This window comes from Pseudomonas sp. ASL4 (genome assembly GCF_056680395.1).
In genome coordinates this window covers 96,566-120,121 of record NZ_CM155280.1, presented here as the reverse complement: position 1 = coordinate 120,121, position 23,556 = coordinate 96,566, and the positions used below count along the sequence as shown (strand labels likewise).

Below are 23,556 nucleotides of genomic sequence, written 5' to 3'. Positions count from 1 at the left end.
ATGCGGTCTTTCAGGCAGACCGCATTGTCTGGTTTTACGACTGCTTCGCAGCCGAGCGGGAGCAAGCTCCCTCGCCACAGGGGATTGATGCCGCAGGGATTGATGTGGGCAGTTAGTGCCCGGCGGTTTTGGAGAAAAGCTGGATCACCACAACGCCGAGCACAATCAACCCCATCCCCAGCATCGCCGGTACATCCAGCTTCTGCCCGTAGATAAACAGCGCTGCCACGCTGACCATCACAATTCCCATGCCGGCCCATACCGCGTAAGCGACGCCCACCGGAACACTGCGCACCACCAGGGTCAGCATCCAGAAAGCGATGCTGTAGCCGACGATCACCAGGATCAGTGGCAGGGGCGTGCTGAAGCCTTTGACCGCTTTCATCGAAACAGTGGCGATCACTTCGGCGCAGATGGCGATGGCCAGGTAGTAGTAAGCGGTCATGGGGTAATCCTCGTGTGAAGTGTTGCTTTCTGAGGTCGGCATTCTAGAGATTCTCCAGATGCGGTAAAGTCATTACCTATCTGCCGTGGAGATGGGTTTGGCCATGAACATGCAATGGAATCTTGAGCAACTGCGTTTGTTTGTCAGCGTAGCGGAACAGCGTTCGTTTTCCGCGGTGGCGCGGGATCAGCGCAAGGCGCAGTCGGCAGTCAGCAGTTCGATTGCGTTGCTGGAGGAGGATTTGGGCGTGAGCCTGTTCGACCGCAGCAGCGGCCGCCAGCCGAAGCTGACCGAGGCCGGCAGTGCCTTGCTGGAAGAGGCGCGGGAAGTGCTGCGCCAGTGCGAACGCCTGAACGGACGGGCGTTGGCAATGATGCGTGGTCAGGAGGCGCGTCTGCGCGTAGCGCAGGATGAGGCGATGCCTTATCAGCCCATCATCGAAAGCTTCGAAGCCCTGGCCGAGCAATTCCCCAGCCTTGAAGTGCAACTGACCAGCGCCGCCCAGGGCGATGTCGCGCGCAAACTGGTGGAGCGTCGTGCCGATCTCGGCTTGCTGTTCTATCACGACCAGATCCCCGAAGCGCTGGAGCGTCGGGTGGTGGGTAGCGTCGAAATGGTCACGGTCTGTGGCATAGGACATCCATTGGCAGCGGCAGGTGAAGTGGACTGCCAGCAACTGGCGCAGCATCGACAGTTGCTGATGTCTACGCAGTCCAGTGTCTATCCCGGCAGCGAGCCGGCGAGCCCGCAGGTCTGGCGTGCGGACAGTTTCTACGTGATGGCGGAATGGTTGGTGCGTGGTCTGGGTTGGGCCTGGTTACCGCGCCATGTGGTGCAATACCCGGCCTATCAGGATCTGATGGTCGAACTGGTCAGCGAATGGACCCCGCCGGCACTGGTGGTGGAACTGGTCTGGCGTCGTGACGAACCGCTCGGCCCGGCGGCGCGTTGGTTGGCCGAACGTTTTGCCGTGCACTTGCAGGCGATCGGCTTAAAAACCGATAAACTCCGCCGCCATGAATAGAACTCTCTACACCGCGCTGTTTTACCTGGGGCTGCCACTGGTAGCGATTCGGCTGTGGCTGCGCTCGCGCAAGGCGCCGGCGTATGCCAAACGCATTGGCGAGCGGTTCTCCTACGGGATGCCGGTGATGAAGCCGGGCGGCATTTGGGTGCACGCGGTGTCGGTGGGCGAAAGCATTGCCGCCGCGCCGATGATTCGCGCCTTGCTGCAACGTTATCCAGCGCTGCCGATCACCGTGACCTGCATGACCCCGACCGGTTCGGAGCGTATTCAGGCGTTGTTTGCCAATGAACCGCGCATCCAGCACTGCTATTTGCCGTACGACTTGCCGTGCGCAGCGGCGCGGTTCCTTGATCGGGTTCAGCCGACGCTGGCGGTGATCATGGAAACCGAGCTGTGGCCCAACCACATTCATCAATGCGCCAAGCGCGGGATTCCGGTGGCGCTGGCCAATGCGCGACTGTCCGAACGTTCGGCCAAAGGCTATGGGCGCTTCCATAAGCTGACCGGGCCGATGCTGGCCGAGATGAGCCTGTTTGCGGTGCAGACCGAGGCTGAGGCCGAGCGCTTCCGCTCGCTCGGCGCGCGTCCGGAAACCGTCGAGGTCACCGGTTCCATCAAGTTTGACCTGACCATCGACCCGCAATTGCTCCTGCGCGCCACCGAGTTGCGTGGGCAATGGCAGGCGATGGAGCGTCCGGTGTGGATTGCCGCCAGCACCCACGAAGGTGAAGACGAAGTGGTGCTGGCTGCGCATCAACAGCTGCTGGCCAGTCATCCTGATGCGTTGCTGATTCTGGTGCCGCGGCACCCGGAGCGTTTCAATTCGGTGTTTGAACTGTGCAAGCAGCAGGGTTTTGCCACGGTGCGTCGTTCCAGTGGCGAGCCGGTCACAGCCGCTACTTCGGTGCTGCTGGGCGACACCATGGGCGAGTTGCTGTTTCTCTATGCCTTGGCTGACAGCGCTTTTGTCGGCGGCAGTCTGGTGCCCAATGGCGGGCATAACCTGCTGGAACCGGCGGCGCTGGCCAAGCCGGTTTTGAGTGGTCCGCACCTGTTCAACTTCCTCGAAATCGCCGCGCAGTTGCGCAGCGCTGGCGCGTTGGCCGAGGTCGATGATGCTGAAGGTTTGGCGTTGGCAGTGCAGCGGTTGTTCGAATTGCCGCGCGATGCGCAGCGGATGGCAGAAGCGGGATTGAAAGTGATGCGTACTAATCAGGGCGCGTTGCAGCGGTTGCTTGATGGGTTGGGAAGATTGGTCGACAAAACCTGAATCTGTCACTGATTCATTGTGGCGAGGGAGCTTGCTCCCGTTCGGCTGCGAAGCAGTCGTGAAATCAGCCAATGCGGTCTCCCTGTCAGACCGCATGCTCAGGTTTTAGGGCCGCTTCGCAGCCCAGCGGGAGCAAGCTCCCTCGCCACAGGAAAGCCCTGCGGCGAAATCCCTTATGGGCGGGCCTTGAGTTGTTCCGCCGCAGCCTTCGCCAAATCCGGTGGCAGAAAGTCTTTGTCCGGATTGTAGTCAGCCTTGAGATAGCGCGACAAATCCTGCAAATCCCCCGGGTTTAACGTGCCCGCCGCCTGCTTCAAGCGCAGGTTGTCGAGGATGTAGTCGTAACGGGTGTTGTTGTAGTTACGTACCGAGGTGTACAGCTGACGCTGGGCATCGAGCACGTCGACGATGTTGCGCGTCCCCACCTGATAACCGATTTCGGTCGCTTCCACCGCGCTCTGGTTGGAGATGATCGACTGCTTGCGCGCCTGTACCTGCTCGACGTCGGTGTTCACCGCGCGGTGCAGGTTGCGGGTGTTTTCGACGATTTGCCGGCGTAGGCCTTCACGCTGTTGTTCGGACTGGTCGAGGCGTGAGGAAGACTCGCGCACCTGGGAGCTGGTCAGCCCGCCGCTGTAGATCGGAATGCTCAGCTGCAGGGCCAGCGTGCGTTGCTCGACGTTGCCGCCGTAAGGCGTACCGAAGGCACTCGGGTTGCCGAAGCCCAGCGCATCGTTGTCGCCTTTCTCGTACTTCGCCACGGCGTCCAGGGTCGGTGCGTGACCGGCCTTGCGCTGCTTGAGGGTTTGTTCGGCGGCGCTGACGGCGTAGTTGCTGGCCAACAGGTTGAGGTTCTGTCGGGCGGCGGTGTCGACCCAAGCCTTGGCGTCGTTCGGCGCCGGCGGCAGGATCGGCAAGGTGTGGACGATGCCCTGGATCGAGTTGTACTGACGGTTGGTCAGGGTGATCAGCGCTTCGAACGCATCATCCACCTGACGCTGGGCCAGGATTCGGTTGGCCCGCGCGGTGTCGTAACTGGCCTGGGATTGCAGCACGTCGGTCTTGTCCGACAGGCCCACATCAAAGCGCTCATTGGACTGGTCGAGCTGACGTTTGAACGCCGCTTCTTCAGCCTTGGTCGAGGCCAGGTTGTCCTGGCTGCGCAGCACGTTGAAGTAGTTCTCAGCGGTTTGCAGGATCAGGTTCTGCTCGGTCGCCGAGAGTTGCAGTGCAGCCTGCTCATTGACGTCCTTGGCGGCCTGGAACTGGAACCAGCGATCGGCGCGGAACAGTGGCTGGGACAGGGTCGCCTGATACGAATGAGCACTGCGGTTGGCAGTGGCCGCAGGCTGGTCGAGCTGGGTGCGCACATCGGCCACTTCAGCGCCGCCGGAGATGTTTGGCAGCAACCCGGCGCGGGCCTGGGGCACGACTTCTTTCTGAGCGCCGTACTGGGCGCGCGCGGCGGCCAGGTCGGCGTTGTTATCCACCGCTTCCTGGTAGACGCTGACCAGGTCGGTTTTGGTGGATAAGGGCGCTTCAGCTGCCCAGGCCATTCCATTGGACGCACAAGACACGGCAAGGGCCAGTGAGAGTTTGCGCAGCATTTGGCCATCCCTAAAAATTACGCTGATAATTTGAGCGCCAAAGGTACGGCGCGGCGTCGTACAGCGTCAAGGCGCGGCACGGCGAAGCGAGTGTAGTTGCGCACACGTTTGGCAACAATCCTGTAATTACGCCATTCATCATGGTGTTTACCGCGGTGTTGGCGTTCTTTGCCAGTTGTGTCTAGACTGGCCGGGTTCTTGTCGGGGTGCCTTGCTATGAGGCTGAGATCGAATAATTTCGGATCCCGTTGAACCTGATCAGGTTAGCGCCTGCGTAGGGAACAAGATTTCTCGTCACCCGGCGAGTCCTCTTGTGCTTCGTCCGGGATGTTGTTCGACAATCGAACACCCCTCGAGCACTGAGCACAGCACAGCTGGTATTCCAGCGCCCGTGCGTCCATTCGATTACAGGTTCGCTCCGACAATAAATCCACTGCCTGGATGTGTTCGGAGAGCCCGTGATGACGATAAAACCAAAAAATACGACGAACCTGAGTGACTCGGCCCAAGTCGATCAACAATCGGTTCAGCCGTTTACCCGCTCGCAAAAAATCTATGTCCAGGGTTCCCGCCCGGACATCCTCGTGCCGATGCGCGAAATCAGCCTCGACGTGACCCCGACCGACTTCGGCGGTGAGATCAACGCACCTGTCGTGGTGTACGACACCTCCGGCCCGTACACCGACCCCAACGTCATCATCGACGTGCGCAAAGGCCTGGGCGACATTCGTTCGCCGTGGATCGAGTCCCGTGGCGACACCGAGCGTCTGCCCGGCCTGAGCTCGAACTTCGGCCAGGAACGCCTCGCCGATGCCGAGTTGACCAAGCTGCGTTTCGCCCACGTGAACAACCCGCGCCGCGCCAAGGCCGGGGCCAACGTCAGCCAGATGCACTACGCCCGCAAAGGCATCATCACCGCCGAGATGGAATACGTCGCCATCCGCGAAAACATGAAGCTCGAAGTGGCCCGCGCCGCCGGGCTGCTGGACCAGCAACACGCCGGTCACAGCTTTGGTGCCAGCGTGCCGAAAATCATTACCCCGGAATTTGTCCGTGACGAGATCGCCCGCGGTCGCGCGATCATTCCGGCCAACATCAACCACACCGAACTGGAACCGATGATCATCGGCCGTAACTTCCTGGTGAAGATCAACGGCAACATCGGCAACAGCGCACTGGGTTCGTCCATCGAAGAAGAAGTGGCGAAACTGACGTGGGGCATTCGCTGGGGTTCGGACACGGTCATGGACCTGTCCACCGGCAAGCACATTCACGAAACCCGCGAGTGGATCATCCGCAACTCGCCAGTGCCAATCGGCACCGTGCCGATCTACCAGGCCCTGGAAAAAGTCGGCGGCGCCGCCGAAGACCTGACCTGGGAGCTGTTCCGCGACACGCTGATCGAACAGGCCGAGCAGGGCGTCGATTACTTCACCATCCACGCCGGCGTACTGCTGCGCTACGTGCCGCTGACCGCCAAACGCGTGACCGGCATCGTTTCCCGCGGTGGTTCGATCATGGCCAAGTGGTGCCTGGCGCACCACAAAGAGAACTTCCTCTACACCCATTTCGAAGACATCTGCGAAATCATGAAGGCCTACGACGTCAGCTTCTCGCTGGGCGATGGCCTGCGTCCGGGCTCGATTGCCGACGCCAACGACGCCGCGCAATTCGGTGAGCTGGAAACCCTCGGCGAGCTGACCAAAATCGCCTGGAAGCACGACGTGCAATGCATGATCGAAGGCCCGGGCCACGTGCCGATGCAGTTGATCAAAGAGAACATGGACAAGCAGCTTGAGTGCTGCGACGAGGCGCCGTTCTACACCCTCGGCCCACTGACCACTGACATCGCGCCAGGCTACGACCACATCACTTCCGGTATCGGTGCGGCGATGATCGGCTGGTTTGGTTGCGCGATGCTTTGCTACGTCACGCCGAAGGAACACTTGGGCCTGCCGAACAAGGACGACGTGAAGACCGGGATCATTACTTACAAGATCGCCGCTCATGCCGCCGACCTTGCTAAGGGCCATCCAGGGGCGCAAATTCGTGACAACGCCTTGAGCAAGGCGCGTTTCGAATTCCGTTGGGAAGACCAGTTCAACCTCGGTCTCGATCCGGACACCGCGCGTTCGTATCACGATGAAACCCTGCCGAAGGATTCGGCCAAGGTCGCGCACTTCTGCTCCATGTGCGGGCCAAAATTCTGCTCGATGAAAATCACTCAGGAAGTCCGTGAGTACGCGGCCAACCAACGGATTGAAACCGTCGATGCCGAAGTCGCCCAGGGATTGGCGGACCAGGCAGAGCGGTTCAAGCAGGAAGGCAGTCAGCTTTACAAGAAGGTTTGATCCCGTATTGATCACCCTGTGGCGAGGGGGCTTGCCCCCGTTCGGCTGCGAAGCAGTCGCAAATCCGGCGATGAGTTCTGACTGACAGATCTCGGTTGTCTGTTTTGGGGTTGCTGCGCAATCCAACGGGGGCAAGCCCCCTCGCCACAAGGGATCTGTGGGTCAACACAACAACAAATGTCCCTCTGAGATAACACCCTTGAGCATTCAACCCAGCACTTATTCCCCTGATATCGCGGTGCCGACCGACAAACGTGTGTTCGGCGGCCGCGATCTGTTTTCCCTGTGGTTTTCCCTCGGCATCGGCCTGATGGTCTTGCAGACCGGTGCTTTGCTCGCGCCAGGTCTGGGACTGTCCGGCTCGCTGCTGGCGATCTTTCTCGGCACGTTGGTCGGCGTTTTGCTGCTGGCTGCGGTCGGCGTGATCGGCAGCGACACCGGCCTGTCGTCGATGGCCGCGCTCAAACTCAGCCTCGGCGTGAAAGGCGCGAGCCTGCCGGCGATGCTGAACCTGCTGCAACTGATCGGTTGGGGCTCGTTCGAAATCATCGTCATGCGCGATGCCGCCAGCCTGCTCGGCGCTCGCGCCTTTAGCGAAGGCAGTTTGCTGTCGAACCCTCTGCTCTGGACCCTGGTGTTCGGCGCACTCGCGACCTTGCTCGCGGTCAGCGGCCCGCTGACGTTCGTGCGCAAGATCCTGCGCAAGTGGGGCATCTGGTTGCTGCTGGCGGCATGCATCTGGCTGACCTGGAACCTGTTTGCCAAGGCCGATCTGGCGGCATTGTGGGCGCAGGCGGGTGACGGTTCGATGCCATTCGCCGTGGGTTTTGACATCGCCATCGCGATGCCGCTGTCCTGGCTGCCGCTGATTGCCGACTACTCGCGTTTCGGCAAGCGTGCGAAAAACGTCTTCGGCGGCACCGCGCTGGGCTTCTTTATCGGTAACTTCTGGTTGATGAGCCTCGGCGTGGCTTACACGTTGGCTTTCGCACCGAGCGGTGAAGTGAATGCCTTGCTGTTGGCGCTGGCCGGTGCTGGCCTGGGGATTCCGCTGCTGCTGATTCTGCTGGATGAGTCAGAAAACGCCTTTGCCGATATTCACTCGGCGGCGGTATCGAGCGGGATTCTGTTGCGCTTGAAAGTCGAACATCTGGCCTTGGCCATCGGCGTTATTTGCACGCTGATCGCTTGCCTGGCGCCATTGGCCCAGTACCAGAACTTCCTGTTGTTGATCGGTTCGGTGTTTGCGCCGCTGTTCGGTGTGGTGCTGGTGGATCACTTCATCCTGCGTAAACGCAGCAGCCAGGTGGCGTCAGCCGCGTTGCGCTGGCCGGCGTTGCTCGCCTGGCTGGGCGGCGTGAGCACTTATCATCTGCTGGCCAATCTCTATCCGGACATCGGCGCAACCCTGCCGTCGCTGGTACTGGCAGGGCTGCTGCAGCTTGTGCTCGGTCGAGCCTTCAGTTACGGCCGGGAAACAGCTCGGGCCTGAGAATACCGTTGAGGCGCGGGTAAGGGATCTTCAGTTCAGTGTGGCCCAGGGCGTACGGCGCAATGGTGCTCACGTTGTACTTGAGGATCACCGCGCCGTAGGTCAGTGCCACGAGTGGGGTTTTCACAAACGGCCAGCTCTTGACGAACTCGGGTTCCTGATCGAGCTTGGTGCTGATCAGCCAGCTGTTGTGCGCCACTTGCGCAGCTTTCCAGAATGCATCTTCCTGCCCCGGCAACAACATATCCGACAGGGTCAGCACCTTGTGCTGCTGGCGCGAGTAGTTGATGAAAGCGCGGCCCGGCGTGCCATGTTCGTCGCCGGTGTCCAGGTAACTGGACAATTCAACGATCACCAAGCCGTCATGCTGCTCACGTACCTTGGCTTGCAAGTAGATGCTGGTGTGCGGATCGGCGGTGCGCAAAAACTGTTCGCGGTAGGCGGCCAGGGTCGGTGCAACCGGGGCGCCGGGCGTAGTTTGGGTCAATTGCAGCAGGCGTTTTTCGACGATGCCGTCCAATTGTGGCTCCGCAGAAAAATGCACCGTATCGATGTTCGCCAACGGGCATTCAGGCGTGGAGCAACCTGGCTTCAAGGTTTCCGAGGCATCGCGGGTCGAGTCCAGCGGTGTCCGGTAGTTGGGTTGGAACAGGCTCTGGCAGGCGCCCAACGTCAGGGCGATGGCGGCCACGGAGGCGATTTTAAAAAGCGACATGGGCGTCCTTCATAAAACAGGGAAAGGCGAAAAGTTACCGCTTCGACTGTCAACGAAGCAGTCAGTTCGCCACTAAGCTAATTAGAGTTGGTTTCGCCCTCACCGTCTATCCCGATGACGGTAAAGGGGCTGCATCAAACGTCGCGAGCGCGTTAGGATGGCGCGAAGTCGAGGTTGGAACCTCGTAACGGAAGCAGTAAACGAGGATTGTCATGACTGATTTTGCCAACGCCATTCCAACCACCGTTGATATCGTTCAGCGCGAAAGATGCTACGAGGGCTTCTACAAACTCGATCGTCTGCATTTGCGCCACGAATTGTTCGCCGGTGGCATGAGTCGCGAGATCAATCGTGAAGTGTTCGTTCGCCACGATGCAGTCTGCGTGCTGCCTTACGATCCGCAGCGCGACGAAGTGGTGCTGATCGAGCAGTTTCGGGTCGGCGCCATGGGCAAGACCGACAACCCGTGGCTGATCGAGTTGGTCGCTGGTCTGATCGACAAAGACGAAGTGCCGGAAGAAGTTGCTCACCGTGAAGCGCAGGAGGAAGCTGGGCTTGTGTTCGGGGCGCTTTGGCCGATGACCAAATATTTTCCATCGCCGGGCGGCAGCAACGAATTCGTGCACTTGTTCCTCGGGCGTTGTGAAACAAACGGAGTAGGGGGGCTGCATGGACTGGCAGAAGAAGCGGAAGATATCCGTGTCACGGTCTGGGCCTTCGAAGATGCCCTGCAGGCCGTACGCGATGGACGAATTGCCAACGCGGCCAGCATCATTGCTTTGCAATGGCTTGCTTTGAACCGCGCTGAAGTGAGGGGGTTATGGTCGTAAACAAGCTGCGCGATCGCTATCGGGTGGACCTCGTGGGGCTGCAAGCCTCCTGCGAGGCAAACTACGCGCGTTTGATGCGACTGTTGCCGGACATGCGCAGCGAGCCTGAGGCGCGGCGCATTGCCGTGACTCAGGGCGATCAGATGCTCGGTGTTCTGGCGCTGGAAGTGCTGCAAGTCTGTCCGTACACCACGACGTTGCAAGTGCGCCAGGAACACAGCCTGCCGTGGCTGCCGGTGCCGCAACTGGAAGTTCAGGTCTACCACGATGCGTGCATGGCCGAGGTCGTCAGCGCCGAACATGCAAGACGCTTCCGGGGCATCTATCCTTACCCGAACGCCGCGATGCATCAGCCAGATGAAAAGGCGCAGCTCAATTTGTTCCTGGGGGAATGGCTGAGTCACTGTCTGGCGTGTGGGCACGAGTACGCCGTCGTTCGATAGATGTGAACTGCGTCCGGTTCAGCGGTTTCCTCTTTTGATCTTCCCCCAGCATAATTGCGGCCTATATTTAATCCCGCGATCACGCCCAGGGAGAACGCCTTGCCGAGCGTATCCACATTGACCACCGCCGATTCGGCGTTGCTGGTACAGCTGTCCGACAGTCACCTGTTTGCCGAGGCGGACGGCACGCTGCTGGGCATGAACACGCGCGACAGCCTGCAAAAGGTCATTGATCTGGTCCGGCTGCAACAGCCGCAGATCGATTTGATCATTGCCAGTGGCGACATTTCCCAGGACGGGACGCTGGAGTCCTATCAGCAGTTTCGCGACTTGACCCGACAGCTTGATGCGCCGGCGCGGTGGATTCCTGGCAATCATGATGAACCGATGATCATGGCTGAGGCGGCGGTGCAGAGTTCGCTGCTGGAGCCGGTTGTGGACGTTGGCAATTGGCGGGTGACATTGCTGGATTCGGCGGTGCCGGGTTCGGTGCCGGGGTATTTGCAGGATGAGCAGTTGCAGTTGTTGGCGCGTTCATTGAGTGAGGCGCCGGAGCGGCATCATCTGGTGTGTTTCCATCATCATCCGGTGTCGATTGGTTGTGCCTGGATGGAGCCGATCGGGTTGCGTAATCCTGAGGCTTTGTTTGCGGTGCTGGACCGGTTTCCTCAGGTGCGTGCGGTTTTGTGGGGGCATGTGCATCAAGAGATCGACCAGATGCGCGATGGTGTGCGGCTGATCGCTTCGCCTTCGACGTGTATTCAGTTTGAGCCGGGGAGTGAGGATTTTAAGGTGGGGGAGCAGGCGCCGGGGTATCGGTGGTTGCGGCTTTTGCCTGATGGTCTGATTGAGACTGGGGTTGAGCGTGTTGTCGGGTTCGATTTTACGGTTGATTACGGTTCCAACGGGTACTGAGTTTTGGGTGTATATCCGTTGCTGCGGTAACGGCTTCTTATGGTTTCGCTCTTACAGCGAGTCCCTTTTGGCAAACACCCCAAAAGGAACCAAAAGGTCTCGCCCCGAGCGTCCGGCCCCTCGCTTAGGCTCGGCGTTCCTTCGTTCCGGTATTCATCTGGGGGCATCGCCTCCGGTCGGCTTCGCTTCGACCTCCTCTCGATGTGTGCGGCTTCGCCGCACGGCGCTACGCGCCCACCCCCCAGATGAACACCTCCACTCAGCCTCCCGAAGGGGCGGGCAGAGCAAGATCAAGATCAAGATCAAGAGCAGGCGAGCTAACGCTCGGCCTAATGAGTGGTGAAGAGCGGAGCGGTGTACGCCGCTCTGCTTTTGATTCTGCTTTTGTAGGAGCGAGGCTTGCCCGCGAAGGCGGCCTGCCAGCCGACCCATATCTTTCGGATGTACTCGGTCCAATTGTGGGAGCGAGCCTGCTCGCGATGACGTCCTCGCAAACGACGCTGTTTAATGGTCAGCAAAAATTTCGGAGCCTTCCCACGATGTTTTCAGGTTGCCCGTCGGACGTGGCATCTCTAGCCTTTTGTCTGTCGCTGACACATTCAGCGATCGGGCTTCGCGGCTCGCTTTCTCAGGCATAATCGCCCCGCCTAAACAGCAGCGCTTTCGGGTGTCTGTCGTTTCGTGTCATGGCGGCTGTGCGCGGGATACCTTCGGGTATGCCGAGTTGCCAGAGGATCGGTCCGCGAACCTGCGTACAGCTGCCACCCAAATTGCTTCGCGGTAATTTGTCAGTGGCTCCATTTCTTCCTCTGGAGTACCGCTATGTTCAAACCAACCCCTAATCCGCCCACCCGAAAACCCAGCACGATGTTCATGATCGTCCCTAATGTGGACGCCGAAAGCCTGTTAGCCCACGCCTGTGAGTCCCTTGCCTCTGCCAGTGTCATGGCCAGTGATTTTGCCGCTCGCCTGCAAGGGCCGGACCGGCATACGGCGATGGCGTTTCAGCAAATTGTCATGCTGGCCGAGTTGGCGGTGAATCGGGTGCTGGATACCGTCGATCCGGCGTAGACCGCGTCATCGTTCATCGCGAGCAGGCTCGCTCCCACATTGGATCGCGTCCATCCGGACAACCCTGTCTATTGTGGGAGCTGGCTTGCCTGCGAAGGCGGCCTGACAGCCGACCTATCTCTTCCGGATGGATTCGGTCCAATTGTGGGAGCGAGCCTGCTCGCGAAGGCGTCCTCGAAAACGATGCTGTTTAATGGTCAGCAAAAATTTCGGAACCTTCCCACGATGTTTTCAGGTTGCCCGTCGGACGTGGCATCTCTAGCCTTTTGTCTGTCGCTGACACATTCAGCGATCGGGCTTCGCGGCCCACTGAACTGAGGCATAATCGCCGCGCCTTACAACAGCACTTTTGTGTGCTTGTCGTTTTTTGTCATGGCGGCTGTGCGTGGGATACCTTCGGGTATGCCGATTCTCAGTTCTCGGTCCGCGAACCCGCGTACAGCTGCCACCCTTACATTGCATCGCGGCAATTGGGGGTGGCTCCATATTAATGAACTGAGGTGTCACCATGTTCAAACCAACCCCAAATCCCCCGACCCGCAAACCCAGCACGATGTACATGATCGTCCCCGAAAAAGACACGGAAAGCCTGTTGGCCAATGCCTGTGAGTCCCTGGCGTCGGCGAGTGTCCTGGCCAGCGATTTTGCGGCGCGACTTCAATGGCCGGACCGGCAGACAGCGATGGCGATCCAGCAACTGGTCATGCTGGCTGATCTGGCGGTGAATCGGGCGCTGGATAATGTCGATCCGGCGTAACCATTAGGCCGAGTTATCGTTCTTCGCGAGCAAGCCCGCTCCCACATTGGATCTGCGTCGTTCACAAATCCCCTGTGGGAGCGGGCTTGCTCGCGAAGGCGTTAGAACAGACGCCTCAAATCCCAGGGATATCCCCGATCCTCCCGTCTCCCTGTAAACTGCGCCTCTTTACCCGACGCTCAGGGAGTTCAAATGTCCGGTTCGATCCTTTATATCCACGGTTTCAACAGCGCGCCTTCGTCAAAAAAGGCGACACAGTTGATGGAAGTGATGGACCGTCTGGGCTTGAGCGATCAGTTGCAGGTCCCGGCCTTGCATCACCACCCGCGCGAGGCCATCGGTCAGCTAAACCGGGCGATTGAAGCGCTGGGGCGGCCACTGCTGGTCGGCAGCTCACTCGGCGGCTACTATGCCACTCACTTGGCCGAGCACCATGACCTCAAGGCCCTGCTGATCAACCCTGCCGTCAGTCCGCACCGGATGTTTGACGGGTATCTGGGGACGCAGAAAAACTTGTATACCGATGAAGCCTGGGAATTGACCCACGACCATGTGACGGCCCTGGCCGAGCTGGAAGTGCCGGCGCCCCAGGATCCGCAGCGCTATCAGGTGTGGTTGCAGACCGGCGACGAAACGCTGGACTACCGCCTCGCCCAGCAGTATTACCGAGCCTGTGCCTTGCGCATCCAGGCCGGCGGCGACCATAGTTTCCAGGGCTTTGCCGAACAATTGCCGGCCATGTTGAGTTTTGCCGGTATCGGCGCAGATTTGTATCAGGCGATCGATTTCACCGCTCTATAAAAAACTTCGCCTCTTATTCACGGAACATTGACGACGAGACCCCATGGCCACTCCCAGCGCTAGCTCTTATAACGCAGACGCCATCGAAGTCCTCTCGGGCCTCGACCCGGTGCGTAAACGCCCCGGCATGTACACCGACACCAGTCGGCCGAACCACCTCGCCCAGGAAGTCATCGACAACAGCGTCGACGAAGCCTTGGCCGGGCACGCGACGTCGGTGCAGGTCATCCTGCACGCCGATCACTCCCTGGAAGTCAGCGATGACGGCCGTGGCATGCCGGTGGACATTCACCCGGAAGAGGGCGTGTCGGGTGTCGAGCTGATCCTCACCAAACTCCATGCGGGCGGCAAGTTTTCCAACAAGAACTACCAGTTCTCCGGCGGTTTGCACGGGGTAGGTATTTCCGTGGTCAACGCCTTGTCGAACGAAGTTCGTGTCCGCGTAAAGCGTGACGGCAACGAATACCAGATGACTTTTGCTGACGGTTACAAGAAAACCGAGCTGGAAGTCATTGGCACCGTCGGCAAGCGCAACACCGGCACCAGCGTGTTCTTCGCGCCGGACCCGAAGTATTTCGATTCGCCAAAATTCTCCATCAGCCGCCTCAAGCACGTGCTCAAGGCCAAGGCCGTTCTGTGCCCGGGGCTGCTGGTCAGTTTTGAAGACAAGGCAACCGGCGAAAAAGTCGAATGGCATTACGAAGACGGCCTGCGCTCCTACCTGGTAGACGCGGTCAATGGCTTCGAGCGTCTGCCGGACGAGCCGTTTTGCGGCAGCCTGGCCGGTAATAAAGAAGCGGTTGATTGGGCGCTGCTGTGGTTGCCGGAAGGTGGCGACAGCGTGCAGGAAAGCTACGTCAACCTGATCCCGACGGCCCAGGGCGGTACGCACGTCAACGGTTTGCGTCAGGGCTTGCTCGATGCGATGCGCGAGTTCTGCGAGTTCCGCAGCCTGCTGCCGCGCGGCGTGAAGCTGGCGCCGGAAGACGTCTGGGAGCGCATTGCCTTCGTCCTGTCGATGAAAATGCAGGAGCCGCAATTCTCCGGCCAGACCAAAGAACGCCTGTCGTCCCGTGAAGCGGCGGCTTTCGTCTCTGGCGTGGTCAAGGATGCATTCAGCCTGTGGCTCAACGCCAACCCGGAAACCGGCATGCTGCTGGCGGAGCTGGCGATCAACAACGCCGGCCGTCGTCTGAAGGCGAGCAAAAAGGTCGAGCGTAAGCGCATCACCGCAGGTCCCGCACTGCCGGGCAAACTCGCCGACTGCGCCGGGCAGGACCCGATGCGCTCCGAACTGTTCCTGGTCGAAGGTGATTCCGCTGGCGGTTCGGCCAAGCAGGCGCGTGACAAAGAGTTTCAAGCGATCCTGCCGTTACGCGGCAAGATCCTGAACACCTGGGAAGTCGACGGCAGCGAAGTGCTGGCCAGCCAGGAAGTGCACAACATTGCCGTTGCCATCGGTGTCGATCCGGGCTCGGCAGACATCGCCCAGCTGCGTTACGGCAAGATCTGCATCCTCGCCGACGCCGACTCCGACGGTCTGCACATCGCGACCTTGCTTTGCGCGTTGTTCGTCCAGCATTTCCGCCCGTTGGTGGATGCCGGTCACGTCTACGTCGCGATGCCGCCGCTGTACCGCATCGACCTGGGCAAAGAGATTTACTACGCCCTGGACGAAGCCGAGCGCGATGGCATCCTTGATCGGCTGGTGGCCGAGAAGAAACGCGGCAAGCCGCAGGTCACCCGATTCAAAGGTCTGGGTGAAATGAACCCGCCGCAACTGCGCGAAACCACCATGGACCCGAACACGCGGCGCCTGGTGCAGTTGACGCTGGAGGATTACGAGGCCACCGCCGAAATGATGGACATGCTGCTGGCGAAGAAACGCGCCGGTGACCGCAAGTCCTGGCTGGAATCCAAAGGCAACCTGGCCGAGGTTCTGGGCTGATGCGGCTTGGCTTTGCCCTGGCGTGTGCGTTGCTGCTGGTCTCGGTAACGGCGTCTGCCGAACCGGCGCCGGAGCTGCGCCTGTTGTCCGAACATGCCGTCGATGGCATGCGCGGCGGCAACCTGTCGGGGCTGGCCCAGTGTGGCAAAGAGCTGTGGACCGTTTCGGATCGCGACGATGATCAAATCTACCGTCTCGATACCCGCCAAAAAACCTGGCAAGCCGAAACCGTGCACATCGACGTACCACCCGTGCCGGACAGCGGTTTGCCCTTGGGATTGAGTTCGCGTAATTGGGCGGCGTCTTTCGTGCGCGGTGGGGACCTGGATTTCGAAGGCATCACCTGTGACAGCGCCGGCAATCGCTACATCGTCAGCGAAGGCCACGCGGCCGTGCTGCAAGTGTCGCCGCAGGGCACTGCGTCGTGGCTGAAAATCTCGCCGATGCTGGTTCGCGAAGCGCGGGCCAGCGGCATGCTGCTGCAATTCAATGCGCTGTTCGAAGGCTTGGCGATCAATCCGGCGGGCGATGAAATGTGGCTCGCCGCGGAGCGTCAAAGCCGTGGTTTGCTGCGGATCAAACGTAAGCAGACCGTGTGGGACTGCGACGGTGGCTGTGTGTTGTTGAGCGAAGCGGGCATGGAAATGCAGCCACCGCAGTTTCCCAAGGCCAGACCGGTTAACCGGGATTTTTCCGACCTGTCATTGTTCAACGGCAAGCTGTTTACCCTTGAGCGCAACGCCTATCAGATCTGTCGCCGCGACGCGCAAACGGCCAAAGTCGAGCGCTGCTGGTCGTATGCCGCCGAGTTGTTGCAGGAAAACCGTCGTTACTCACAGAACTATGGGCTGGAAGAGGCGTTGATCATTGACGCCGACGGTGCCTGGATTGGTGTCGACAACAACTTCGGTGCCCGCGCCGATGGTGAAGTCCGCCCGATTGTCTGGCGCTTCGCCGCGCCTGAAGGTGGCTGGAGCGCCAAGCCGTGAGTCAGCAACCGCCGGGCAAACGCGCCGGTCGGGTGTTCATGATCCTGGCCTGGTGCGCGGCATTGTTTTTGGCGACACGGTTTTTCGGGCAGTTGGAAGAGCGTCAGCAAAACCCTAATGCGGTGCTCAGTTCGCAGCAGGGTGAAGGTTTTGTCGAAGTGAAACTGGTCGGTAACAACCAGGGTCATTTTGTCGCCAGCGGCCAGATCAACGGCCAGCCGGTGGATTTTATGCTGGATACCGGGGCGACCGATGTGTCGATCCCGCAGGAATTGGCCGAACGGCTGAAACTGGAGAAAGGCTTCGGGGTGACCCTGAGCACGGCCAACGGTTTGAGCCAGGGTTATCGAACCCGCATCGACCGTTTGCAACTGGGCGATATCGTGCTGCGTGATGTTCGCGCGCTGGTCGCGCCAGGCCTGGAAGGCAATCAAGTGCTGCTCGGTATGAGCGCACTGAACAAACTTGAATTTACCCAGCGCGGTGGCACCATGCTGCTGCGCCAGACAACGAAATGATGAGGCCCGCATGAGCGACTCCCTTGATCTCAGCCTGGACGGTGTAGAGCGCCGGTCACTGGCTGACTTCACCGAAAATGCCTACCTCAACTACTCCATGTACGTGATCATGGACCGTGCCTTGCCGCATATCGGCGACGGCCTGAAACCGGTACAGCGGCGCATCATCTATGCGATGAGCGAGTTGGGGCTGGACGCCGATTCCAAGCACAAGAAATCGGCGCGTACCGTCGGTGACGTACTCGGTAAATTTCACCCGCACGGCGATTCGGCCTGCTACGAAGCCATGGTCCTGATGGCGCAGCCGTTCAGCTATCGCTATACGCTGGTCGACGGTCAGGGTAACTGGGGTGCGCCGGATGATCCCAAGTCCTTCGCCGCCATGCGTTACACCGAAGCGCGGCTGTCGCGCTATTCCGAAGTGCTGCTCAGCGAACTGGGCCAGGGCACGGCGGACTGGGGCCCGAACTTCGACGGCACGCTCGATGAACCGCTGGTGTTGCCGGCACGTTTGCCTAACATCCTGCTCAACGGCACCACCGGCATCGCCGTGGGCATGGCCACCGACGTACCGCCGCACAACCTGCGCGAAGTCGCGACAGCGTGTGTGCGTTTGCTCGATGAGCCCAAAGCCACGGTCGAACAGCTCTGCGAACACATCCAGGGTCCGGATTACCCGACCGAAGCGGAAATCATCACCCCGCGCGCCGACCTGCTGAAAATCTACGAAACCGGCAAGGGCTCGGTGCGCATGCGCGCCGTGTACCACGTCGAAGACGGCGACATTATTGTCACCGCGCTGCCGCATCAGGTTTCCGGTGCCAAGGTGCTGGAGCAGATCGCAGCGATGATGCAGGCCAAGCCTTCCAAGGCCCCGCAAATCGCCGACCTGCGCGACGAGTCCGACCACGAAAACCCGTGCCGGATCGTGATCATTCCTGGCGCCCGCAAGAATTTTGACCACGATGCGTTGATGCAGCACCTGTTCGCCAGCACCGAGCTGGAGTCGAGCTATCGGGTGAACATCAACATCATCGGCCTCGACGGCAAGCCGCAGCTCAAGAATCTGCGTGCGCTGTTGGTTGAATGGCTGGAGTTCCGCGTCAACACCGTGCGCCGACGCCTGCAATTCCGCCTCGACAAGGTCGAGCGTCGCCTGCACCTGTTGGACGGTTTGTTGATCGCCTACCTCAACCTGGATGAAGTGATTCACATCATCCGTACCGAGGAACACCCGAAAGCAGCGCTGATCGCGCGTTTCGCCCTGAGCGAAATCCAGGCCGACTACATTCTCGACACCCGTTTGCGTCAGTTGGCGCGACTGGAAGAAATGAAGCTGCGTGCCGAGCAGGATGAATTGCTCAAGGAACAAGCCAAGCTGCAAGCCCTGCTGGGCAGCGAAGCCAAGCTTAAGAAGCTGGTGCGCACCGAGCTGATCAAAGATGCCGAAACCTATGGCGACGACCGTCGTTCGCCAATCGTCGAGCGCACCGAAGCCAAAGCCCTGACCGAACACGACCTGCTGCCGAACGAGAAAGTGACGGTGGTGCTGTCGGAAAAAGGCTGGATTCGTTCCGCCAAGGGTCATGAAATCGACGCCACCGGGCTGTCCTACAAGGCCGGGGATGGTTTCAAGGCCTTGGCACCGGGTCGCTCAAACCAGTTTGCGGTGTTTATCGACTCCACCGGCCGCAGTTATTCGGTGGCCGCGCATACCTTGCCATCGGCCCGAGGCCAGGGCGAACCGCTGACCGGTCGCCTGACGCCGCCACCAGGCGCGACCTTCGAATGCGTGCTGATGCCGGAAGACGATTCGCTGTACGTGATCGCCTCCGACGCCGGTTACGGTTTTGTGGTCAAGGGTGAAGACTTCCAGGCCAAGAACAAGGCCGGCAAAGCCCTGCTGAGCTTGCCGAACAACTCTAAAGTCATCCTGCCGCGCCCGGTCGCCGATCGCGAGAACAACTGGCTGGCCTCGGTCACGACCGAAGGTCGCCTGCTGATCTTCAAAATCAGCGACCTGCCACAATTAGGCAAGGGCAAAGGCAACAAGATCATCGGGATCTCCGGCGAGCGTGTGGCCAGTCGCGAAGAATATGTCACGGACATCGCGGTTCTGCCGGATGGCGCCACGTTGGTGTTGCAGGCCGGAAAACGTACCTTGTCACTGAAAGCGGACGACCTCGAACACTACAAAGGTGAGCGCGGGCGTCGTGGTAACAAACTGCCACGTGGCTTTCAGAGGGTGGATGCGCTGCTCGTCGAAAACCTCAATTAGGCGTGCTAGAGGCGCTGATCTACGATTTAACGCGTAGATCGGCGCTTTCGCGCTGGAGTCGGAACGCATATTCACGGATGATATGGCCTTTCAAGCGCCGGCGTGGCCGAGCGTTCTTCATATTTATTGAGTATTTTCACTGTGGTTAGCCTTGTGGCAGCCACCTGGATGGGACGATGACTGCTCTGCGCCTTCCTTTTATTTTGATGCTCGCTGGCGTTCTTGGCCTGGCGGGTTGCAGCGTACACCAGCCGGTGTCGTTGTATCAGCTGGACAGCGGAAGCCCGGCTCAGCCTGCGCAAAGCGCCGGCATGGCTGTATTGTTGGGCCCGGTAACGATTGCCGACTACCTGCAACGTGAAACCCTGCTGCAGCGTCAGCCGGATGGCAGCCTTCAGGCGTCGGTCGATGGTCGCTGGGCGGGTAGCTTGTCTTCGGATATCGATCAGTTGCTGCTGCGTCAGGTGGCCGGTCATCTGGACAGCCAGCGCGTAGTGCTGGCGCCGGCGACATTGGGCTTTGCCCCGGATGTTCAGGTGCTGCTGACGATTACTCGCCTGGACTCGGGTGAGTCGCAACCGGCGATCCTCGATGCGCAGTGGCGTCTGATCGACCGTCGTGGCCAGGTTCGCGATAACCGCATCATTCATCTGCAAGAACAGCATGCTGGCGGTACTGCGGCTCAGGTTCAGGCTCAGGGTGTGTTGTTGCAACGTCTGGCGGAGCAGTTGTCGGTAGCGTTGAAGCCGCTGGCCAATCAGCCACCGATTGCTGACGCACCGCGTAAACAGGCGGCCAAGCCTGTGGCGCCTGCTGCCGAGCAGGACAAGCAGCCGAAGATTCCGATGGCTTCGCCGATTCGTACCGATATGGAAGTGTTCAGGTTCTGAGCCTGGATTGATCCAACACAAAGCCCGCAGAGATGTGGGCTTTGTTGTTTCTGCCGGTTGGACATCTCCATTGCCTGTCCTGGCCCCATCGCGAGCAGGCTCGCTCCCACAGGGGACCGCATTCGCAGGGACGGCGCCGATTAAATGTGGGAGCGAGCCTGCTCGCGATGAGGCCCCAACAGGCAACAAAAAACCCGCAGACGATCACTCGTCTGCGGGTTTTTTCATTACAGGGCGATTACGCCCGGCGTTCATGCATCCGCGCCAGTTGCCGCTCCAGCATCGACGGATAAGGCTCCATCAACCGCTCTACACAACATGCGCCTTCAGGGCTAGCGATCGGCCGGATCCGCGCACGTTGGCGAATCAGCGCATCGTCGCCGATCTTGCGCTCGACCAGCAGCAGGTTGCGGCTGTGTTGCGAGAGGGCCAGGGCATCCTGGGCCGCCTCGGTCAGCAGCAGGTCGATCTGGCTCAGGCCGAACAAATCGTCGCCCAAGGTCAGGCCCAGCTGCAATTGCAGGGTGATGCCGCTGTCGGCGACCTCGATCTGCAACTGATGGCCCAGGGCGCGTAGCAACTCACCGCAGCAAATAGCATTGGTCAGGTAGTCGTCGCCGCTGTCTTCGGTGTGGAACAGCATCAGCGTGCTGCCATCGTTCAGGGTGTGCAGTTCGCTCTGATAGAGCGAAGCGGCCTGATCGAGGCAATCACGGTAGCGCTTGAGCAGTTCTTCCAGGCGCGTGCGCGGCAGGCGACGCAACTGATCCTGAGCGCCGAGTTGCACGGCCAATACCGCGCTGTGCTGTGGCACGTTCGAGATAACGGGTTTAGCCACTGGTTTCGGCGCGTTGTCTGCCGACTCATCGCGCAGATCGGCAAATGCGTCATCGTCCTCATCGTCTTCGACGGTACTGACAGTGCGCTTTGGCGCAGGCTTGAGACCGGCCACAGGCTTGGTTTCATCGAAACTCGGATCCCGCAGATTGCGCACTTCAAAGGCTGGATCAGCCTCCTCGTCGTCGTAATCGGCATCGTCGAATTCAGGTTCCGGCAAGGGTTCAGGCTCGGCCGGTTCCGGGGCGAAATTGGCGTGCAGCTGACGGGCCAGGTCGCCGATTTCATCCTGACGCTCGGTGGCCGGGGTGTATTCGTCGATATTGCGCAGCCAGACCCGCAATTGCAGCAACGGCGTGGAGATGTGCCGACCCAGGCGCAGGCTCAAGGCCAGGGACAGGGCCAGCAGAATCGCACTCAAGATGCCCATGCTTTGCAGGCTGATGGTCATCGGCTGCTGGAACTGATCCATGTCCAGGCTGATGCGCAATTGCCCGGCGGTCACGTCCTGGAACGTGATCTTGCTCTCGTACATGCCTTCGGCTTCGCCCAACAGGCTGTGCTTGGGACGCTGACCGGATTCGGCGAGGATGCGGTTATCCACGCTGTAGATGGCGGCGTGGGCCACCAACTTGTTCTTGGTCAGGTTGTTGAGCAGCACGTTGAGGCTGAGGATGTCGTTGGACACCAACAGCTCCGTGGCGGAGGTGGCAGTCTGCGTGGTCAGGCTTTCGCCCAGCGCATCCGCCTGCTCGTGCATGGCCTGCTTGAACTGCAAACCCATCACACAGGCATAGATCACCAGGGCCAGAGCGACCAGGATCACGTTATGGCTGGCGATGCGCAATGCAATCGGTACACGGCGGTGGCGCAGTGCCCGGAAGATCAGCAGGAAGAAGTTATCGGTTTTTACTGGCGTGGGCCGGTTCACTGAGCTCGGCTCTTTTGTCCGTGAAGTTGACGCGCAGTATAGCGACAGGCCCAAGACCGGCAAAGCGCTGACGGTGCCCGATGGTCACTGAAAGTGGGTAGAATGCGGTTTTTTTCCACCTGCGGGGGTGCGCCTTGCGCGAAATCGTCCTGATAAACATCACGGGAGTCGACCGTCCGGGTCTGACTGCGGCCATTACCGGCGTTCTGGCCCAGGGTGGTGTGAACATTCTCGACATTGGTCAGGCAGTGATCCACGACACCTTGTCGTTCGGCATCCTGGTTGAAATTCCTGACACTTTGCAGGGCAAGTCGGTGCTCAAAGACATCCTGTTCAAGGGCTACGAGCTCGATCAGCAGGTGCGCTTCACGCCGGTGTCCGAAGAGGATTACCAGCAGTGGGTCGGCAATCAGGGTAAAAAACGCCACATCGTCACCCTGTTGACCCGCAAAGTGACCGCCGGGCAATTGCAGGCCGTGAGTTCGATTACCGCCAAATACGGGCTGAACATCGACCATATCGATCGTCTGTCCGGGCGCATGCCGCTGGACACCCCGGCCGACAAGGGCAAGGGCTGCATCGAGTTCTCCGTACGTGGCGAAGCGGCCGATCCACAGGCACTGAGGGCTGAATTCCTTAGCGTCGCGCAGGAATTGAACGTCGACATCGCCTTCCAGGAAGATTCGCTGTTCCGTCGCAACCGTCGTCTGGCGGTGTTTGACATGGACTCGACGCTGATCGAAGCCGAAGTCATCGACGAACTGGCGAAGGCGGCGGGCGTGGGTGATCAGGTCTCTGAAATCACCGAGCGGGCAATGGCTGGTGAGCTGGACTTCCGCGAAAGCTTCAAGGAACGCCTGGCCTTGCTCAAAGGGCTGGACGTCAGCGTGCTGGACTCGATTGGCGCCTCGCTGCGTCTGACCGAGGGTGCCGAAACCCTGTTCGCCGAACTCAAGCGTCTGGGCTACAAGACCGCGATCCTGTCTGGTGGCTTCACCTACTTCGCCAAGCAATTGCAGGCCAAACTGGGTATCGACTACGTGTTCGCCAACGAACTGGAAGTGGTGGACGGCAAAGTGACGGGCGTGGCGGTCGAGCCGATTGTCGATGCACAGCGCAAGGCGGATCTGCTGAAAGAGCTGGCCCACAAGGAAGGTTTGCGTCTGGAGCAGACCATCGCTGTGGGCGATGGCGCCAATGACCTGCCGATGCTGGCGATTGCCGGGCTGGGCGTGGCGTTCCGCGCCAAGCCGTTGGTCAAGCAGTCGGCGAAACAGGCGATCTCCACCCTTGGGCTGGATGGTGTGCTGTATTTGCTGGGCTTTCGGGATCGTGACGGGCAGCTCTGAGTACTCGGTTGCCTGAGCTGGCTTCTGTGGCGAGGGGGCTTGCCCCCGTTGGGTCGCGGAGCGGCCCCCTGCATTCGTTCAGTCAGACCGAG

The 23,556-nt window shown here is 60.0% G+C and carries 19 protein-coding genes, 1 pseudogene and 1 riboswitch; of the genes and pseudogenes, 16 read left to right on the top strand and 4 right to left on the bottom strand.

Annotated elements, in window-relative coordinates; translation table 11 throughout:
- Positions 1 to 112: 112 nt before the first annotated feature.
- On the bottom strand, positions 113 to 445 hold the full coding sequence (locus AC1MEW_RS00520) for a DMT family transporter (protein WP_201189584.1): 333 nt from the start codon (positions 443 to 445) through the stop codon (positions 113 to 115).
- A gap of 103 nt (positions 446 to 548) precedes the next feature.
- Here AC1MEW_RS00520 and AC1MEW_RS00515 point away from each other — a divergent pair, with 103 nt between their 5' ends.
- Positions 549 to 1,469 carry a LysR family transcriptional regulator gene (locus tag AC1MEW_RS00515; protein WP_480425135.1) on the top strand — a complete coding sequence of 307 codons (921 nt, stop codon included), beginning with the start codon at positions 549 to 551 and terminating at the stop codon, positions 1,467 to 1,469.
- Positions 1,462 to 2,742 carry a lipid IV(A) 3-deoxy-D-manno-octulosonic acid transferase gene (gene waaA / locus AC1MEW_RS00510; RefSeq protein ID WP_322270372.1) on the top strand — a complete coding sequence of 427 codons (1,281 nt, stop codon included), beginning with the start codon at positions 1,462 to 1,464 and terminating at the stop codon, positions 2,740 to 2,742. Before AC1MEW_RS00515 ends, waaA begins: the two co-directional genes overlap by 8 nt.
- A 173-nt stretch (positions 2,743 to 2,915) precedes the next feature.
- On the opposite strand, the gene AC1MEW_RS00505 is transcribed toward waaA, so the two are convergent.
- Positions 2,916 to 4,349, bottom strand: a complete 1,434-nt coding sequence (locus AC1MEW_RS00505) for a TolC family outer membrane protein (RefSeq protein ID WP_480425134.1) — start codon at positions 4,347 to 4,349, stop codon at positions 2,916 to 2,918.
- A gap of 192 nt (positions 4,350 to 4,541) precedes the next feature.
- A riboswitch (TPP riboswitch) is annotated at positions 4,542 to 4,647 on the top strand.
- 163 nt (positions 4,648 to 4,810) lie between these two features.
- Between AC1MEW_RS00505 and thiC the strand changes: the two genes are divergently transcribed.
- Together thiC and cytX are read left to right on the top strand one after the other, a co-directional pair.
- Complete coding sequence (thiC, locus tag AC1MEW_RS00500; RefSeq protein WP_201200070.1) at positions 4,811 to 6,700, top strand: phosphomethylpyrimidine synthase ThiC; 1,890 nt, start codon at positions 4,811 to 4,813, stop codon at positions 6,698 to 6,700.
- Positions 6,701 to 6,899: 199 nt separating this feature from the next.
- On the top strand, positions 6,900 to 8,192 hold the full coding sequence (cytX, locus tag AC1MEW_RS00495; protein WP_201200071.1) for a putative hydroxymethylpyrimidine transporter CytX: 1,293 nt from the start codon (positions 6,900 to 6,902) through the stop codon (positions 8,190 to 8,192).
- On the opposite strand, the gene AC1MEW_RS00490 is transcribed toward cytX, so the two are convergent.
- Positions 8,161 to 8,907 carry an RsiV family protein gene (locus AC1MEW_RS00490; RefSeq protein WP_480425132.1) on the bottom strand — a complete coding sequence of 249 codons (747 nt, stop codon included), beginning with the start codon at positions 8,905 to 8,907 and terminating at the stop codon, positions 8,161 to 8,163. The two genes, cytX and AC1MEW_RS00490, sit on opposite strands and share 32 nt — an antisense overlap.
- Before the next feature lie 212 nt (positions 8,908 to 9,119).
- Between AC1MEW_RS00490 and AC1MEW_RS00485 the strand changes: the two genes are divergently transcribed.
- From AC1MEW_RS00485 to AC1MEW_RS00435, 11 genes and pseudogenes are all read left to right on the top strand, one after another.
- Positions 9,120 to 9,737: an NUDIX domain-containing protein gene (locus AC1MEW_RS00485; protein WP_201200073.1), complete on the top strand. Its 618-nt coding sequence runs from the start codon at positions 9,120 to 9,122 to the stop codon at positions 9,735 to 9,737.
- The gene (locus tag AC1MEW_RS00480) at positions 9,728 to 10,180 is read left to right on the top strand and encodes a DUF1249 domain-containing protein (protein ID WP_123510868.1); all 453 of its coding nucleotides are present in this window, start codon (positions 9,728 to 9,730) and stop codon (positions 10,178 to 10,180) included. Before AC1MEW_RS00485 ends, AC1MEW_RS00480 begins: the two co-directional genes overlap by 10 nt.
- A 99-nt stretch (positions 10,181 to 10,279) precedes the next feature.
- Positions 10,280 to 11,095 (top strand): 3',5'-cyclic-AMP phosphodiesterase, encoded by an 816-nt coding sequence (gene cpdA, locus AC1MEW_RS00475; RefSeq protein WP_480425131.1) that lies wholly within the window; start codon positions 10,280 to 10,282, stop codon positions 11,093 to 11,095.
- 822 nt (positions 11,096 to 11,917) lie between these two features.
- Positions 11,918 to 12,166 (top strand): DUF6124 family protein, encoded by a 249-nt coding sequence (locus tag AC1MEW_RS00470; protein WP_201257198.1) that lies wholly within the window; start codon positions 11,918 to 11,920, stop codon positions 12,164 to 12,166.
- 535 nt (positions 12,167 to 12,701) lie between these two features.
- Positions 12,702 to 12,923, top strand: a pseudogene (locus AC1MEW_RS00465) (DUF6124 family protein); the annotation flags it as partial.
- 192 nt (positions 12,924 to 13,115) lie between these two features.
- Positions 13,116 to 13,724 (top strand): YqiA/YcfP family alpha/beta fold hydrolase, encoded by a 609-nt coding sequence (locus AC1MEW_RS00460; RefSeq protein ID WP_322270381.1) that lies wholly within the window; start codon positions 13,116 to 13,118, stop codon positions 13,722 to 13,724.
- A gap of 43 nt (positions 13,725 to 13,767) precedes the next feature.
- Positions 13,768 to 15,672 carry a DNA topoisomerase IV subunit B gene (parE, locus tag AC1MEW_RS00455; protein ID WP_201200077.1) on the top strand — a complete coding sequence of 635 codons (1,905 nt, stop codon included), beginning with the start codon at positions 13,768 to 13,770 and terminating at the stop codon, positions 15,670 to 15,672.
- Positions 15,672 to 16,661 (top strand): esterase-like activity of phytase family protein, encoded by a 990-nt coding sequence (locus AC1MEW_RS00450; protein ID WP_201200079.1) that lies wholly within the window; start codon positions 15,672 to 15,674, stop codon positions 16,659 to 16,661. The genes parE and AC1MEW_RS00450 overlap by 1 nt, the downstream gene beginning before the upstream one ends.
- Positions 16,658 to 17,179, top strand: a complete 522-nt coding sequence (locus AC1MEW_RS00445) for a retropepsin-like aspartic protease family protein (RefSeq protein ID WP_201200081.1) — start codon at positions 16,658 to 16,660, stop codon at positions 17,177 to 17,179. The genes AC1MEW_RS00450 and AC1MEW_RS00445 overlap by 4 nt, the downstream gene beginning before the upstream one ends.
- 10 nt (positions 17,180 to 17,189) lie before the next feature.
- Complete coding sequence (parC, locus tag AC1MEW_RS00440) at positions 17,190 to 19,457, top strand: DNA topoisomerase IV subunit A (RefSeq protein WP_201200084.1); 2,268 nt, start codon at positions 17,190 to 17,192, stop codon at positions 19,455 to 19,457.
- A gap of 176 nt (positions 19,458 to 19,633) precedes the next feature.
- A complete protein-coding gene (locus tag AC1MEW_RS00435) occupies positions 19,634 to 20,347 on the top strand; it encodes a PqiC family protein (protein ID WP_201200093.1) in 714 nt (237 codons plus the stop codon).
- A gap of 238 nt (positions 20,348 to 20,585) precedes the next feature.
- Here AC1MEW_RS00435 and AC1MEW_RS00430 read toward each other — a convergent pair whose 3' ends face one another.
- On the bottom strand, positions 20,586 to 22,115 hold the full coding sequence (locus AC1MEW_RS00430; RefSeq protein WP_201200095.1) for an AhpA/YtjB family protein: 1,530 nt from the start codon (positions 22,113 to 22,115) through the stop codon (positions 20,586 to 20,588).
- 134 nt (positions 22,116 to 22,249) lie between these two features.
- On the opposite strand from AC1MEW_RS00430, the gene serB reads away from it, so the two are divergent.
- The gene (gene serB, locus AC1MEW_RS00425; RefSeq protein WP_201200097.1) at positions 22,250 to 23,464 is read left to right on the top strand and encodes a phosphoserine phosphatase SerB; all 1,215 of its coding nucleotides are present in this window, start codon (positions 22,250 to 22,252) and stop codon (positions 23,462 to 23,464) included.
- Positions 23,465 to 23,556 lie beyond the last annotated feature (92 nt).

What these genes read in the sequence shown, in the direction of transcription:
- AC1MEW_RS00480 (WP_123510868.1), top strand. Translation starts at nt 9,728, where the DNA reads ATGGTCGTAAACAAGCTGCGCGATCGCTATCGGGTGGACCTCGTGGGG.
- parE (WP_201200077.1), top strand. Translation starts at nt 13,768, where the DNA reads ATGGCCACTCCCAGCGCTAGCTCTTATAACGCAGACGCCATCGAAGTC.
- parC (WP_201200084.1), top strand. Translation starts at nt 17,190, where the DNA reads ATGAGCGACTCCCTTGATCTCAGCCTGGACGGTGTAGAGCGCCGGTCA.
- AC1MEW_RS00505 (WP_480425134.1), bottom strand. Translation starts at nt 4,349, where the DNA reads ATGCTGCGCAAACTCTCACTGGCCCTTGCCGTGTCTTGTGCGTCCAAT.
- AC1MEW_RS00490 (WP_480425132.1), bottom strand. Translation starts at nt 8,907, where the DNA reads ATGTCGCTTTTTAAAATCGCCTCCGTGGCCGCCATCGCCCTGACGTTG.
- AC1MEW_RS00460 (WP_322270381.1), top strand. Translation starts at nt 13,116, where the DNA reads ATGTCCGGTTCGATCCTTTATATCCACGGTTTCAACAGCGCGCCTTCG.
- AC1MEW_RS00515 (WP_480425135.1), top strand. Translation starts at nt 549, where the DNA reads ATGAACATGCAATGGAATCTTGAGCAACTGCGTTTGTTTGTCAGCGTA.
- waaA (WP_322270372.1), top strand. Translation starts at nt 1,462, where the DNA reads ATGAATAGAACTCTCTACACCGCGCTGTTTTACCTGGGGCTGCCACTG.
- thiC (WP_201200070.1), top strand. Translation starts at nt 4,811, where the DNA reads ATGACGATAAAACCAAAAAATACGACGAACCTGAGTGACTCGGCCCAA.
- AC1MEW_RS00435 (WP_201200093.1), top strand. Translation starts at nt 19,634, where the DNA reads ATGACTGCTCTGCGCCTTCCTTTTATTTTGATGCTCGCTGGCGTTCTT.
- AC1MEW_RS00470 (WP_201257198.1), top strand. Translation starts at nt 11,918, where the DNA reads ATGTTCAAACCAACCCCTAATCCGCCCACCCGAAAACCCAGCACGATG.
- AC1MEW_RS00520 (WP_201189584.1), bottom strand. Translation starts at nt 445, where the DNA reads ATGACCGCTTACTACTACCTGGCCATCGCCATCTGCGCCGAAGTGATC.
- AC1MEW_RS00485 (WP_201200073.1), top strand. Translation starts at nt 9,120, where the DNA reads ATGACTGATTTTGCCAACGCCATTCCAACCACCGTTGATATCGTTCAG.
- AC1MEW_RS00450 (WP_201200079.1), top strand. Translation starts at nt 15,672, where the DNA reads ATGCGGCTTGGCTTTGCCCTGGCGTGTGCGTTGCTGCTGGTCTCGGTA.